Here is a 13,870-nt window from a genome sequence, read left to right on the forward strand (position 1 = left end):
GATCGACCTCAGGATTTGGCGAGGCGCAGCGCGACGCAGCCGTCCATCACGAAGCGGCTGATGGCGTAGCGGCCAACGGGCAATGCAATGCTGCGCTCAAAACGCCCCTGCGGCAGCTCAAGCCGATGGATGCGGGCGTTGCGAAGCTCCGGCGGAAGGGTGCGCTGGCCGGAGATGACGAGCACGCCGTCATGGATGACAGTCTCGACATTGTCGGGATTGACGCCGGGAAGCGCGACCAGGATCAGGAGCTCATGCTCGGTTTCGAGCACGTCGATCGGTGGCTCCCAGCAGGCGTCCTGCCGGCCGAACTGCTGGCGCAGCCGTTCGGCGCGGGTGAGCGAGTCCAGGGCTTCGGACAACATCCAGTCGAGGGGATTTTTGGGTTGCATGATGCGGGCTCGGCGGTGGGGAACGCTGAATATGGGGCCGGTTCCCGAAAATTCCAGTCCGGCGGCGCGCAGGTGCCATGCGGATCGTGCGATCCGAAAAGACAAGCGCCGCGGCCTTTCGGGCCGCGGCGTTTCGTCGTCGCGCGATGTGTGGCTCAGGCCGCCTGGCGGTATTCCTCTTCCGCCTCGAGGTTGATCACGGAGGTGGCGAGCTCGGTCAAGGTGTGATCGGTCGCCTCTTCCTCGTCCAGCGTCGCCTGGAGCAGCCTCGCGGCGTCCTGCATGCCGAGCTCCTCGGCCCAGGTGCGCAGCGTGCCGTAGCGGGAGATTTCGTAATGCTCGACCGCCTGCGCGGCTGCGAGCAGGCCGGCGTCGAGCGCAGGAGCGTTCTTGAACTCCTTCATGATCTCGGCGCCTTCGTCGGTGATGCCGTTGATCGCTTCGCAAGGCTTGCCGCGGGCCGGCTTGCCCAGCATCTTGAAGATCTGGTCGAGACGTTTGACCTGGCCCTGGGTCTCGCGCAAATGCTTGTTGAAGGCCGCCGCGAGCTCCTTCGAGTTGGCAGCCTTGGCCATCTTGGGCAAGGTCTTGATGATCTTGTTCTCGGCGAAATAGATGTCCTTGAGCGTTTCCAGGAATAGGTCGCTCAACATCTTGGGCGCCTGACGGGCGCGGCCCGTCGACGATTTCTTGGTTGTGCGCTTCTTCGCTTTTTTGGCCATAAATCCTCCTCTTGAGGTGACACGGGAAGGCATCGCCTTCCTCAATCCTCAGGCGATCCAAGCCTTTCGGTGAACGAAAGTTCCAAACTGCAAGCTGCACTCGGCGCGTCGCTCAGGTCGGACGCTTGTAGGGATCTTCCTGCCGCTGCCGCGCCTCGGTGTTGCGGTCGAGCTGTGCGCGCTCGCGGCGTCGCAGGCGCCCCGCCTTCGCCACGCCGTAGACGAGGACCGCACCGAGCACGAAGGCTCCGATGAACCAGAGCCAGAGCAGGTCGCCCGAAAGGTGGCCCAGCAACATTCCAATTCCACTGTCGCTCATTGTGCATCTCCGGTGATTTTCAAAGCGGTTCTGCCGGGCTAAGTCAGTTCGCCAGCCATCGTTCCTGCGCCCAGGGAGCCCACCGAGACATGATCGACTTCTCCCTGTCCGCGTTCGTGACGTTGCTGCTGGTGGTCGATCCCGTTGGTCTCGTGCCCGCCTTCCTCGCCGCGACCGGAGGCATGCCCGACAAGACCAAACGCACCATCGCGCTACGCGCGCCGCTGATTGCGGCGTCGATCCTGGTGGTGATTGCCTTGATCGGAAACTGGCTGCTGCGCCAGCTCGGGATCGGCATCCCCGCCTTCCAGATCGCCGGCGGACTGCTGCTGTTCGGCGTGTCGTACCAAATGATCTTCGGCGACCGTCCGCATCGCGAGGCCCGCGAGGCTGACAAAGCAAGCTCCGAGCATGCCTCCGACGTCGCGGTATTCCCGCTGGCGATCCCGATGATGGCCGGTCCAGGCGCGATCGCGACCACGCTGCTCCTGACGGGCGATGCCGGCTACGGGCCGAGGCTCGCGATCATCGTCGCGGTCGTGCTCTCCGTGTGCTTGCTCTGCATGCTCTGCTTTGTCTCCGCGCGCCTGATCGCACGGACCCTCGGGCGGACCGGCAACGCCGTCCTTTCGCGCGTGCTCGGCATGCTGCTCGCGGCCTATTCGGTGCAGTTCGTGATCAACGGAATCTCGGCCGTCCGGGCGGGCCTGCCGTAGGGCTGCGACAATCTGTTAATGCGTTGATTTTCATGTTTATTTCATGATGCCATGAGGCGGCTGGCGGGATCACGCGCGATCCGGTCTGCTTTCTCTTGCGCTGCCACATTGCTTTGACGTACTCCCCGTCTGACAGGCGCCCATCGTCAGGAAATCGAGATGTCGATGACAGCGGACGAGCTCGACAAGAGACAGGCCATCATCGGCGCCTGCCGCCGCATGAACGCGCTCGGCATCAACCAGGGCACCTCGGGCAATATCAGCGTCCGGCATGTGGACGGGCTTCTGGTCACTCCGACCAGCGTGCCTTACGATGCCATGACGCCGGACCAAATCGTGTTCATGACGATGGACGGCTCGCACGCGCCCGATCAGAAGCCGTCCAGCGAGTGGCGCTTCCACCTCGACATCCTGAAGGCCCGGCCCGAAATCGAAGCCGTCGTCCACGCCCATCCGACCTATTGCACCATCCTGGCGATCATGGGCCTGGAGATCCCGCCTGTGCACTACATGATCGCGGCCGCCGGTGGCGATAGCATCCGCTGCGCGCCCTATGCCACCTTCGGAACGGCGGAGCTGTCCGAACATGCCGTGCGGGCGCTGGAGGACCGGCTTGCTTGCCTGCTCGACCACCACGGCATGATCGCGATCGGCAAGTCGTTGGACAAGGCGATGTGGCTCGCCGTTGAGGTCGAGACGCTGGCGCGCCAATATCACGGCTGTCTCCAGATCGGAGAGCCGCCGCTGCTGTCGAGCGCGGAGATCGAGCGGGTCCGCCAGCGCATGTCCGGTTACGGCATGTCGGAAGGGTAGGGCGGACAGAAAGTGTTCCTGCGGATCAGACATCTCGCCGACCGCAAGGGGACGAACCGCGTCATGGTTCGGCTGCGGGCGCTGCTGCGCAGCAACGAATTCTATCTGATCCCGCTGGCGCTGGTGATCGGCACGCTTGCCGGCGCCATCGTGACGCTGATGGCCGAGATTGCGCAGATTGCCCATATGGTGATCTACGGCATTCCCATCGACGTCCGTCTGTCCGCCAATACCAGCGTCAGTCCCTGGGCCGCGCTGATTGCGCCCGCGCTGGGCGGATTGGCGCTCGGCATCATGGAGCGGTGGCGGCGACGGCTGAAGCTCTCCAGCGCGGTCGACCCGATCGAGGCGAACGCGCTGCGTGGCGGCAATCTGTCGATGCGCGACAGCGTGGTGGTGTCGAGCCAGACGCTGATCTCGAACGGTTGCGGCGCCTCCGTCGGCCTCGAGGCCGGCTACACCCAGATCGGATCAGGCATCGCCTCGCTGCTCGGCAAGTTCTTCAATCTGCGCCGCAACGATCTGCGCCTGATCGTCGGCTGCGGCGCGGCTGCGGCGATCGCGGCGGCCTTCGGTGCACCGATCACGGGGGCCTTCTACGCCTGCGAGCTGATCGTCGGCGTCTATTCGGTCGGCAGTGCCGCGCCGATCCTCGCCGCCTCGCTCGCCGGTGCGCTGACCGCGCAATGGCTCGGCGGCGCACCATACTCGCTCGAAATACCCAAGGTCAGCGCCGTCGGCGTCGAGCAATATCTGGCGCTGATCGGGCTCGCGCTCATCACCAGCGGCGTCGGCATCGCCGTGATGCGCTCGTCCTCGATGTTCGAGCGCCTGTTCAAATGGCTGCCGGTCTGGCTACGCCCGGTGATCGGCGGCCTCATCGTCGGCGGCTTTGCGATTGTCACGCCGCAGGTGCTGGCGGCCGGCCACGGCGCGATGGTGCTCGATCTCTTTCACGACATGACGATCGGCCTGATCGCGCTGATCATCGCCTTGAAGGTGACGGCCTGCCTGATCTCGCTCGCCTCCGGCTTCCGCGGCGGGCTGTTCTTTGCCTCGCTGTTCGTCGGCAGCCTGATCGGAAAGTTCTTTTCCGCGGTGCTGCTCTTGATCAGCCCGAACTTCGTGATCGATCCGCTGGTCGCGATGCTGACGGGCATGGCGACGCTCGGCGTCGCCATCGTCGGCGGTCCCTTGACCATGTCGTTCCTCGTGCTCGAGATGACCCGCAACGTCGACGTTACCGCCGTGGTGCTCGCCGGCTGCATCGTGACCTCGATCTGCGTCCGCTTCATGTTCGGGCACTCCTTCTCGACCTGGCGCCTGCATCTGCGCGGCGAGACCATCCGCAGCGCCAACGACGTCGGCTGGCTGCGCAACCTCACCGTCGAGCGGCTGATGCGCTCCGATGTCGGCAAGGTGCCGTCGACCACCACGATCGCCGCGGTCCGCCGGGAATTCGCGCTGGGCTCGCGGCCCGGGATCGTCATCGTCAACAATGCGGACGAATATGTCGGCCTCGTCCTGCTGCCCGACCTGTTCTCCGGCGACCTCGACAGCATCGCCGACGAGATCCAGGTGATCGAGCTCGCGCGCTTGACCGAGATCGTGCTGATCCCGGAAATGAACGTGAAGTCGGCGATGGCGGTGTTTGACGAGGCGGAGGCCGAGATGCTGGCGGTGGTCGATTCCACCGACAGCCGCAAGGTGGTCGGCTTCCTCACCGAGACCTTCGCGCGCCGCCGCTATGTCGAGGAGATCGACAAGGCGACGCGCGGCGTGCTCGGGGCGCTGTCGTAAGGTCACGCGGAAGCGGGACGACGTGCGTCATGCGCCGCCGTCCGCGCCTTCTACCGGCCCGGTTGGGAGGGAGCCGTGACGACGCTAGCCACGATCCGGCGGACCAGTGGCAACACCATCAGCAGCGTCGGAAAGGCGACGAGCCATGACAGCGCCCAGGCGCCCGGCCAGGTCGCGAGAAACGCCGGCGTTGCGCCGAGGCTTCGAAGCGTCGAAATGACCGACACCACGGCCGTCATGAGGATGGACAGCACGAATGGCATCACGATCGGCGCATAGCGCGCCGGCAGTTTGCGAACCGCAATCATCTGATTTCTCTTTGGAATAGGACGCGTCAGTCACGGTGAACCCAAGAATGGCATCGATCCCGACGGCGTCGGTTGATGCGTTGGTTCACGTAAAACGCTTACGGCGACCGAAAAACGGTGCGTCTGTTCATTATCCGCTCATGTTGGATGGTTCAAGCTGGATCCAGACGTTCGGTTTACAATCGTTCAAAGCGTGGCAGATTGCCGCGATCGCGAAACGATTTCAGTGGTTTGCGCATTAAGTCTTGTTTGCATGCCGCTTTGAGCGAGAACAGGGGAAGGTCAAGATGAATAAGAGACCGATGATTTCTGCAGCCGGCCGCAACCTTGTGTTGGCGGCTTTCGCAAGTCTTGTTCTGATTACGGCCTCTATCGCGCCTTCGGCTGCCAACTCATCCGCGCCCAGCAAGGCCGCTGCCGCGGGTCCGGCTGCTCCGGCTGCCACTGATTTCAGCGCGGCTCGCCGCCACCGCTACTATCGACGAGGTCCGAACGCTGCAGGCCTCGCTTTCATGGGCGTGGCGGCAGGTCTGATCGGCGGTGCGATCGCGGAGAGCAGGCGCCAGGAGTACTACGAGGACCGCTATAATTACGGCCCCGGTCCTTACTACGGCGGCCAGGGATATTACGGCGGCGGTCCCTACTATGGTCCGCGTGGCTATTATCAGCCGTATTAGGCGGCTGCCCTCGTTGCAGCCTCTATCGCGCCAAGGGGCGGTGTTTTACACCGCCCCTTGTTGCTTCTGCGCGAGGCATGTCATTGCGCGACCTGTGTCGCGGGTGTCAATCCGCGCGCGCGCAAAAATATTCCACTTTACCGAAATTCGGTTTTGGCGTATGTGTCGCTCATCCCGGCTCATTCTTGAGGGGCGATCCTGTGGTCGTCACGTTCGCGAGCCGGGCTTGCGGTGGACGCGGCAGCGTTCGGGTGCGAGAGGTGTGGGCAGGGCGGATTGCTCTCCGTGAGCCCAAAACTTCGTTCCGACGAGCGGCGCTGCTAGGCTTCGTCTCGTCATCAGGTCGACGGCAACGTGCACAACGTCGTCGAAACCGGTGGTGAAATGGCGAGCCGTGCGTACGGCAAACCGTGTGGTCCTGTCGTCCAGTGATTTCTCGTGGGTTGGAATACCTGAAAACCCTCGATCATTGAAAGACTTACAAGGATGCCGTCCGGCGCTCCGTCCGGCCTGAAACAGCCGGGCCCTATTAGGCCCTAGTTTCACATGGTGGTTCAAACAGCCTTCCGTATCCAAGGAAAGTCAGTGCGTTGCGATGACAACGGGCCTTTTTCGGCTCCGACATCTTCAAGCTCCCGGCTGGCTGATCAGTCATTTACTTGGTCAGCTTCAAACCACGCTGGAATCTCCTCCGACGGAATCGACACTCTCGGCACGTGCGGGATGATGGTGCCCGCAGTGACAATCAATCCTTCGGCGAATTTCGCTCGCGCAAAATCCCGCGCTTCTGCTTCAGTGACGAACGTCTTGGTCAGGCGCGGAGTCGCCGTCTTTGCAGCGTGCCATCCATGGGCACTTCAAAAGTGACATACCACGTGTACTTCATACCGCGAGGCCGCTGCTCGTCATCGGTCCCGGTCCTCCGGGCCGAGATGACCGCGACAGCTCCTTTCTGCCCAGTCACCTGCAAACTGGCTTATCGCCGCACGCCGACGCGGTTGACGCCACCATTGGCATTGCCACCGGCATTATGGCGTACCGCAGCGCGGGCCACTGGACGCGCACCCAGCACCACACCGGGCCGAGCAACGCAACCCGCCGGGTAGGCAGTGTATTGGCAGTACACGACCGCATTGGCTGGGCCTGGATTCAGCGTGAGACCTGCAAGGCCCAAGAGGGCGCTAGCCGCAATCCCGCTAATAGTCGCTGACTGGATCGAAAGACGCTTCTTGGGATGCATGGTGCGGGTCTCCCTTTTGTGCCTGCACAACAGATACACGGATGCCGTCTCTGGTGCGGCTGCACGCAGCGTGTCCGCTAAAGGATCGGGGGCGTTGACACAGATCAACCATGCGTTCCCCTAGCGACGCGGGAACCCCACAGAGGCGAGTGCAGCGCACACGTGTCGGTGCAGCTCCTGCGGCTCAGGTGATAGGGGTGGGCTTACTCGCTGAGCCGGTACTGCCGAGCTCGAGGGTGACGAGCCTCGCGAGAAGCGTCGCCGGATAAAGCTGACCGATCACGCTCTCGATGTTGCAGAGACTTCGTGCCAACGGATGTACCGGAACGATGTCTCCATACCCAGTCGACGTAAGCGTGACAAAGCTCATGTAAAAAAGCGATGCGGCAACCGAATGGTCGTCCTCGAAAGCTATTCCCTTGATTGCGTCGGGAGCCGCCAGCCCTACAAACAGGAACAGCGTTGCAAAGGCCACCGCAATCAAAAGGTACAGAAGGATCGCTCCGATAATTCGGTGATATGTAACGAGACCTCGCCTGAAAACGGCCTGAAGCACGACAACGCCCAACGTGCAGGCGATGACCAGCCATGCGCCCGCCAAAATGTGAAGGTGGTACGGTACTGGGTAGTAAATGCGCAAGAAGAACACGGCGACGTTGAAAACGAGCGCGAGCGACATCAGAACGAGAGCAGTCGGATTGTTGGAGATGATCACCATGCTGACGATGATCGCTAGCAACAGGCCATCCGCAAACAGATGAAAGGCGGTAATGCCCATTGCTTGTAGCGGGGCGAAGACAAAAATCAGTAATGCCAGCACTGCCGTGAGCACCGAGAGCAGCCAGTCAATGCGTTCTCCGCGCAAACGGCGCAGCTCGCTTACGGGCGTCTTCATCGATGTTCCTAAGGCCTGGCGCTGACCGCAGCGCTGCACCTTTGTACAATTCCGGACGAAAGCTCAGTCTCGTTGACCTAGATCAAGGGAACGGGAGCAAGCCCAGGCGCGCTCAGTGAATGGTTAGTGGCCTGCCGCAGCCTGTTTGAGCGGCTCGATTAGCTCGTGCGCTGAGAACGGCTTCGTTGGAAATGCGAGGCATCCGGACAGCAGTGCGGCCTCGCGAACGGAATCGGTCTCATTGCCGGTGATGAAAATGACGGGGACCAAAACGCCTCGTGCTTTGAGTTGATGTCGGAGATCGATCCCCGAGCGCAGGTTGAGATTGATATCCAAAATGATGCAGAGTGCGTTGGCGATCGGCGTGCTGCTCCAGCTCTTCGGCAGACGAGAAGAGGATCGGTTCATAGTCATGCTGTCGGAGGAGCCGCTGGACAGCCCTCAGCATTCCGGGATCGTCGTCATCGACTATGACTTGCCTACTGTGCACTCCGGGACCTACCGATCGCTTCCGGGGTGAAAGACGGGTAACAGCTCTCCGGAGCCGTGGCGTTTTAGTTGATATGCTGGCGATGCGGTCTGTTGCGCCGGTCGTCCCTGCGGACGGATCAACGGTCATTGTCGCCCTTGCAGCGCGGTTGTCCCGTGATGGCCGCCGACCGACGATGGTGCCCTCCGCAATCCCCTCGGCAAGGTACTACCGAGCTGCGAAGGAACTGCGGGGACAGCCCGACGCCGGTTATCGAGGGTATCTGCTGCGAGAACATCCCCGGTTGCAGTTACGCGAAAGCCACCGCGCGTGCTTTGCCGCTGCGCCCGATGCCGACCGAGTTCCGAGGGCAACGAAATGCCCAAAAACACACGCCTTGGTCTCGTCAAGCCGTTTCCGTCTACCTTTCGTGAAGGCGGTACGTATGATCTTCAAAAAGTTACGGTTCAGGGCACGACGTGGCCGCGTCAGCATAGCCATAATGACCTTTGCAATGATCGTTGCTGCGGTATGGGCTGTCGCGTACTTCCTACAAACCGCCCCGCCACGTCACATCGTGCTGGCTTCGGGACTGGAAGATGGCCTGCTCCACCGGTATGCGAAGCAATATATCGAGATCCTCGCTCGACCCGGGGTCACGGTAAAGGAACGAATTACCAACGGTCCCGGGGACAATCTACGGCTACTGCAAGATCCACAGTCGGGTGTTGACATCGGCTTCACGCAGGGCGGTATCGCAACTCTTCCGGAAGCCAAAAACGTAATCATGCTCGCGAGCCTCTACTACGTACCTATGTGGATTTTCCACCGCAGTACGGACGTGCTTACGCATGTTAACGAGCTGCGCAACCACCGGGTTGCCGTTGGTGTTAGCGGTAGCGGCGCTCGTTCATTGGGGGAACACATATTCGCGCTTAACGGTCTCACGATCAACAATATTTCGATGCAGCCGCTGAGCAACAATGCCGCACTGCTCGCACTGCAGTCAGGCGCAGTCGACGCGGCTATCTTTGTCGATGGAGCGGAAAACCACGCCGTCTGGACAGCGCTTCACGATCCAACTTTGAAGCTGCTAAGTTACAGCAAGGCTGAAGCCTACCATCGACGGCTCAGTTTCATCAGCAAACTGACGTTGCCACCCGGCGTGGTCGACTTGTCGAACAACATTCCGGAGCGAGAAGTCGATCTTATTGGCACCAAAGCGATGCTTGCAGCCCGTGACGGTCTCCACCCCGCGCTGATCCGTGGCGGGACCCTTCGCAATTCCATTACAAACTTAGCCGTCCAATCACTCCGATCTCTTAGAGGAGGGTTGGTCCGGCTCTCGTTTGACAAGCTTCCAGCGCTGGTCGTTCGAAGGCTTGAGATAGATCAAGGCCTTGATCGGCTCGAATGGCGCAAATTGCTGCGGTGGCGGGTTAACTCAGGGTAGCCCTATGGCGCGGTATATCGACAAAATCATACAGCCCGGCGAAAGGTTGCTGTATTCGACCAACGAACACTGGATGTACTTTCTACCCGCAATCGCTGCGTGGATCGTGATGGTCGCATTTTTGGTGCTGTGGCGCTTCTTTACTGCCGAAGTGCTGGCGTTGGCCTGCTTGGCCTTAGCGGCGGGAGCCGGGCTTGCGGCTTTGTACTGGACGGCGACGGCTTGGTTCCACCGGTGGACCACCGAGACCGACGTAACCAACATGCGGGTTGTCCACAAGACCGGTTTCATCAAGCGGGAAACTTTTGAGATGAGCCTCGACAAAGTTGAGAGCGTTGATGTGAAGCAGAGCATTCTTGGCCGCCTTATGGACTACGGCGACCTCACCATTCAGGGTGTGGGCGAGGGCACGCGAACCATTACCACCATCACTTCGCCGCTCGCGTTTCGCAACGCCATCACGACGAGACCGGTGTAACAGTCGCCTTGGCTGAAGCCGGAGAACCGCTGCTTGGTGCCGTTCAACAGCTTCGCAGAATACGAGCCGGAGCCGAACCCGGAGACCAGGAAAAAGTACGTGGTCTGGTTCGCGCTCGACGAGGACAGGCCGCTCACCGCCTTTGTTGGCATCTGGACCACGTTCAACGGTGATCGCGGCACGAAGTCGAAGCCGCTACCCGGCCCGCATCACGTCTATGGTTTTCTCACGACTTCGCCGAACGCGGTGGTCGAGCCGTCCATCCGAAGGCGTTGCCGGTGATCCTGACCACCGACGAAGAGAGGGACGTTTGGATGCGCGCACCCTGGGATGAGGCCAAGGCATTGCAGCGCCCGCTGCCGAACGACACGCTCCGGATCGTGATGCGCGGGCCGACAAAGAGGACAAGGCGACGGATCAAGAGCAGACGCTACCCTCGAGAGCGCCCTCGATGCAGGGGCACCGGCAGCGCGAAACTGTGGGTATGATGACGTTTTTGAGGTAGCTCCCTTTGACCCTTGCCCCTCGAACTTGCACGGTGGATGGACCTTAAAGAGGGACCAGCCAAATGTCGGGAGATATGTTTGCTTATGGCCGCTTTGGGATTGCCGCCTTGCTCATTGCCGGTGGTGTAGCGGCCATCTTTTGGGGGGACCGATTATTCCTTCATGGGTCGGGGCTTTCAAAGGGAATAGATAAACTCGATTTAAAATCAGACTGGGGAAAGGTATCTTTTGCAGGGATGAGCGTGGGCGATGTTCCGAGATAGATCGCTGCGAAGACACTGGCGGGCTGGCTACTGAGATGGACCTGTTGCAAGGACGCACAAAACCGGCGGGAGCCGCCACGTTCAGTTCCCTGCCATTCCCGCATTTGTCCTTTTCTCACGCAATTCCAACCCGATGGCGAACGCGCGGTGTTCTGTCTTCATCTGATCATCGCGTGCGAGAGTTTGCGCATCAGACGGGGATACGGAGGCCGCCCTCTCGAGTCGTTTTCTCACAGTAGCGCTACAAAACCGAGTCGCGGCCACCGCAACATTCTGCAGGCTGATTGCTGAACTGCCCTTTGGCTCCATTAGTCGGGCGATTTCTTGGTAGAGGCATTCTTCTCTATCGGTGACTTCGGCCGCATCGATAATCGCGGTGGCCTGGATCGGGTCAAGCTGCGCGTCGGTTCTGCATGATGCGCAAAGGATTGCCACCACAATGAAGAGCAATGCTCGCGTCATTTTCATCTCAGAAACCGGAAAGCTCGATAATTACCAGCCTGTCCCGATTCAAAAAAGGGCGATCGCCGAGCGGAAGGTTGATCTAAGTCAACTCCGATGTGTGCCTGGAGAAGAGTCGGCACGTTTCAAGGTGCTCGGGGGTCAAGGGCGGCGTGGTGGCGCCAGCAAAATTACCGCTATCAAGTGGCTTGTAACCGCTTTCTGAACGCGTTGCGGGCCCGTTAGCCAGTGCGAAGTGCTCAGCCGAAGATGCGTCTTGATCTGAATCAATTCTGCCGACGGCAGAGAGCAACATTGCTGTTGGGCCAAGGCATCTAGGGAACCGCTTTTCGCCGCGGCTGCGACTGACCACAAGAGACATGGGCCGGGACGGGCGGAGGAGGAATGCCAGCCGAAGTCGGTTTGCTGCAGGGGGACGTGATGCTCGAAACAGTGCTCGGCAGTGCAAGGTTCTTCCGGCGAACTGGTCCGCATCCACTCGCGCTCGTCGCTAGCACGGCGCGAGGTGTGGCAGACGAACGTGAATTATTGCTGGAAGGTTTGGCCCCTTTACAAGCGGCCGGACCGACTCAAGTGAGCTTTCTAGACAATCGCCGTTACGCTTCCGCCCTGGATCAAACCTCCGCCGGCGCGGTGCTCGTTCACCCTGATATGGTTTCACGAGTACCAGCGGCAACTGTGGCGATCCAAACGAGCGAACCGTATGCGGCTTGGGCCCGCGTTGCTGCGCTGTTCTACCCGGTGCCACCGCCTCGTCCTGGCGTTCACCCTTCGGCAATAATAGCGGATGGCGCTCAAATTGATCCTTCGACAGAAGTTGGACCCCTGTCTGTGATCGAAACCGGAGCGGAGATAGGGCCGGGTTGCCGGATCGGTCCTTGCGCAGTCATCGGAAGCGGGGTCACCATCGGGAGGGACTGCCGGATTGGCGCAAATGTGAGCCTTAGTTACGCGGTTTTGGGAGCACGCGTTTACGTGTATCCGGGTGCGCGGATTGGGCAGGAAGGATTCGGATTCGCCTCCACCAGCGACGGGTTTCTCTCGATCCCCCAGCTTGGGCGAGTTATTCTTGAAGATGATGTTGAAGTTGGTGCCAATTCGACGATTGATCGCGGATCATCGCGAGACACCGTAATTGGCGCTGGCTCCCGCCTCGATAACCTCGTGCAAATCGGTCACAATGTTAGTCTCGGCCGCTGTTGCGTCGTAGTTGCACAGGTGGGGATCTCGGGTTCAACTGTACTTGAAGATTTCGTCCGCGTTGGGGGGCAGGCTGCTATGGCAGGGCATCTTCGAATAGGCCGAGGTTCGGAAATCGGAGCGCAGGCGGGCGTCATTTCGGATCTAGCACCCGGTGCTAAGGTTCTCGGAAGCCCTGCCCAGTCGATAAAGACCTTCTTCCGACAGATTGCCACGCTTAAGAGGATCGCGGCGCGAGACCCGTGAACGCGAGTCTGCCTCAGTTGCAACAAGAGGCTCGGCTATTGATTCCCTTGGTATTCCAGCGTTCCTCGGCTCACCCAACGATCTCCTAGAACTCACAGCTTGGATCAGCCGACGATGGGGGTGCAAGGGCGCTTGGTCTCATCCGGGCGCCCTTGTGCTGTGGTCCTAAGCCCCGCGCCAGACGTGCAGCACGCCTTCGCGAAAGCCGCCGACGAACTGATCAGATACGTCCGGCGGCAGAATTTGGCTGAGATCATCAAACGACCCGCTCACCATGGTCGCAAGCTCGTGTGCCGACGCATGCTCTGCCCAGCGGCGACCCAACTCCAAACGTCGTTGCCGATCCGCCGTTGCGTCCATAGTCCTGGACTATCTCCGCGTCCGTGGCCCCGGCGAAGCGGATGCCGCGCCGGGGCCTGTACGTTCCCGCCAATCCTGGAAGCTTGGGGGCTGGAAAGAATCGGCAAGGCCACTGCAGACAAGCAGATCCGCAGTCTCTGGCTAGTGCACTTTGTGCCAATAGCCGGCCGGAAAGCGCTGTCGGGCTGACTGCGTAACAGGCTGAGCAAGGCCCTCCGAACAGCCCGGGCCGACGCGGGCGAGGAGATCGAGTCTGTCTCAAGAAGGCAAGTACGAACCCTCGTACTGCCAGCGTCCCGTTCTGCGGGCAGGACCGACTCGTGCAGACGCTGGCCCGCTTACATAGAAAGACCCCGGCGGTGCCGAGGCCTTAGTTTTCGAATGTTAGAAGAAATCAATAGCGAGCGGTCACCGGCGCACCGTACCCGCCGAAGCGATAGTTGACGCGCAGTGTGACCATATCGACGTCTTGGCTGATCCTGTTCAGCGCGCCAGCAACGACGGGGTTGGCTACCGAGAACGAGTTGTTCGCGTCACCCATGAACAGATGA

17 protein-coding genes and 1 pseudogene are annotated in these 13,870 nt (G+C 60.8%); 9 read left to right on the forward strand and 9 right to left on the reverse strand.

Features of this window, described 5'->3' with window-relative positions; all coding sequences use genetic code 11:
• Window positions 1-8 precede the first annotated feature (8 nt).
• The 3 genes from AC0L27_RS32780 to AC0L27_RS32790 all read right to left on the reverse strand — a co-directional run bounded on the left by AC0L27_RS32780 (window position 9) and on the right by AC0L27_RS32790 (window position 1,433).
• Window positions 9-392: an Hsp20/alpha crystallin family protein gene (locus AC0L27_RS32780; RefSeq protein WP_473321816.1), complete on the reverse strand. Its 384-nt coding sequence runs from the start codon at window positions 390-392 to the stop codon at window positions 9-11.
• Window positions 393-547: 155 nt separating this feature from the next.
• On the reverse strand, window positions 548-1,114 hold the full coding sequence (locus tag AC0L27_RS32785) for a YciE/YciF ferroxidase family protein (RefSeq protein ID WP_007612902.1): 567 nt from the start codon (window positions 1,112-1,114) through the stop codon (window positions 548-550).
• Between the two features lie 112 nt (window positions 1,115-1,226).
• A complete protein-coding gene (locus AC0L27_RS32790; RefSeq protein ID WP_473321818.1) occupies window positions 1,227-1,433 on the reverse strand; it encodes a hypothetical protein in 207 nt (68 codons plus the stop codon).
• An 89-nt stretch (window positions 1,434-1,522) separates the two neighbouring features.
• On the opposite strand from AC0L27_RS32790, the gene AC0L27_RS32795 reads away from it, so the two are divergent.
• The 3 genes from AC0L27_RS32795 to AC0L27_RS32805 all read left to right on the forward strand — a co-directional run bounded on the left by AC0L27_RS32795 (window position 1,523) and on the right by AC0L27_RS32805 (window position 4,762).
• Window positions 1,523-2,149 carry a MarC family protein gene (locus AC0L27_RS32795; protein ID WP_275173160.1) on the forward strand — a complete coding sequence of 209 codons (627 nt, stop codon included), beginning with the start codon at window positions 1,523-1,525 and terminating at the stop codon, window positions 2,147-2,149.
• Between the two features lie 159 nt (window positions 2,150-2,308).
• Window positions 2,309-2,962 (forward strand): class II aldolase/adducin family protein, encoded by a 654-nt coding sequence (locus AC0L27_RS32800; RefSeq protein ID WP_275173159.1) that lies wholly within the window; start codon window positions 2,309-2,311, stop codon window positions 2,960-2,962.
• A 12-nt stretch (window positions 2,963-2,974) separates the two neighbouring features.
• Window positions 2,975-4,762 (forward strand): chloride channel protein, encoded by a 1,788-nt coding sequence (locus AC0L27_RS32805; RefSeq protein ID WP_473321821.1) that lies wholly within the window; start codon window positions 2,975-2,977, stop codon window positions 4,760-4,762.
• A gap of 50 nt (window positions 4,763-4,812) precedes the next feature.
• Here the strand turns inward: AC0L27_RS32805 and AC0L27_RS32810 are convergent, their stop codons facing one another.
• Window positions 4,813-5,070 (reverse strand): DUF2798 domain-containing protein, encoded by a 258-nt coding sequence (locus AC0L27_RS32810; RefSeq protein WP_275173156.1) that lies wholly within the window; start codon window positions 5,068-5,070, stop codon window positions 4,813-4,815.
• 287 nt (window positions 5,071-5,357) lie between these two features.
• Between AC0L27_RS32810 and AC0L27_RS32815 the strand changes: the two genes are divergently transcribed.
• Entirely contained in the window at window positions 5,358-5,747 is a 390-nt protein-coding gene (locus AC0L27_RS32815; protein ID WP_275173155.1) for a hypothetical protein, read from the forward strand.
• Between the two features lie 976 nt (window positions 5,748-6,723).
• On the opposite strand, the gene AC0L27_RS32820 is transcribed toward AC0L27_RS32815, so the two are convergent.
• The 3 genes from AC0L27_RS32820 to AC0L27_RS32830 all read right to left on the reverse strand — a co-directional run bounded on the left by AC0L27_RS32820 (window position 6,724) and on the right by AC0L27_RS32830 (window position 8,296).
• Complete coding sequence (locus AC0L27_RS32820; protein ID WP_354065623.1) at window positions 6,724-6,987, reverse strand: hypothetical protein; 264 nt, start codon at window positions 6,985-6,987, stop codon at window positions 6,724-6,726.
• A 184-nt stretch (window positions 6,988-7,171) separates the two neighbouring features.
• On the reverse strand, window positions 7,172-7,882 hold the full coding sequence (locus AC0L27_RS32825) for an ion channel (RefSeq protein WP_275174772.1): 711 nt from the start codon (window positions 7,880-7,882) through the stop codon (window positions 7,172-7,174).
• Window positions 7,883-8,005: 123 nt separating this feature from the next.
• Window positions 8,006-8,296 (reverse strand): response regulator, encoded by a 291-nt coding sequence (locus AC0L27_RS32830; RefSeq protein WP_473321824.1) that lies wholly within the window; start codon window positions 8,294-8,296, stop codon window positions 8,006-8,008.
• A 557-nt stretch (window positions 8,297-8,853) separates the two neighbouring features.
• Between AC0L27_RS32830 and AC0L27_RS32835 the strand changes: the two genes are divergently transcribed.
• From AC0L27_RS32835 to AC0L27_RS32850, 4 genes and pseudogenes are all read left to right on the forward strand, one after another.
• Complete coding sequence (locus tag AC0L27_RS32835; RefSeq protein ID WP_473321825.1) at window positions 8,854-9,804, forward strand: TAXI family TRAP transporter solute-binding subunit; 951 nt, start codon at window positions 8,854-8,856, stop codon at window positions 9,802-9,804.
• Window positions 9,805-9,808: 4 nt separating this feature from the next.
• Window positions 9,809-10,282: a PH domain-containing protein gene (locus AC0L27_RS32840; protein ID WP_275174767.1), complete on the forward strand. Its 474-nt coding sequence runs from the start codon at window positions 9,809-9,811 to the stop codon at window positions 10,280-10,282.
• Window positions 10,283-10,291: 9 nt separating this feature from the next.
• Window positions 10,292-10,770, forward strand: a pseudogene (locus AC0L27_RS32845) (SOS response-associated peptidase family protein); the annotation flags it as partial.
• An 80-nt stretch (window positions 10,771-10,850) separates the two neighbouring features.
• On the forward strand, window positions 10,851-11,051 hold the full coding sequence (locus tag AC0L27_RS32850; protein ID WP_275174766.1) for a hypothetical protein: 201 nt from the start codon (window positions 10,851-10,853) through the stop codon (window positions 11,049-11,051).
• 81 nt (window positions 11,052-11,132) lie between these two features.
• Here the strand turns inward: AC0L27_RS32850 and AC0L27_RS32855 are convergent, their stop codons facing one another.
• On the reverse strand, window positions 11,133-11,513 hold the full coding sequence (locus tag AC0L27_RS32855; RefSeq protein ID WP_473321827.1) for a hypothetical protein: 381 nt from the start codon (window positions 11,511-11,513) through the stop codon (window positions 11,133-11,135).
• Between the two features lie 420 nt (window positions 11,514-11,933).
• On the opposite strand from AC0L27_RS32855, the gene lpxD reads away from it, so the two are divergent.
• The gene (lpxD, locus tag AC0L27_RS32860) at window positions 11,934-12,959 is read left to right on the forward strand and encodes a UDP-3-O-(3-hydroxymyristoyl)glucosamine N-acyltransferase (protein WP_473321834.1); all 1,026 of its coding nucleotides are present in this window, start codon (window positions 11,934-11,936) and stop codon (window positions 12,957-12,959) included.
• A 165-nt stretch (window positions 12,960-13,124) separates the two neighbouring features.
• On the opposite strand, the gene AC0L27_RS32865 is transcribed toward lpxD, so the two are convergent.
• On the reverse strand, window positions 13,125-13,319 hold the full coding sequence (locus AC0L27_RS32865) for a hypothetical protein (RefSeq protein ID WP_275174764.1): 195 nt from the start codon (window positions 13,317-13,319) through the stop codon (window positions 13,125-13,127).
• Window positions 13,320-13,870 lie beyond the last annotated feature (551 nt).

The sequence above is a fragment of the Bradyrhizobium sp. Ken51 genome (assembly GCF_055807435.1).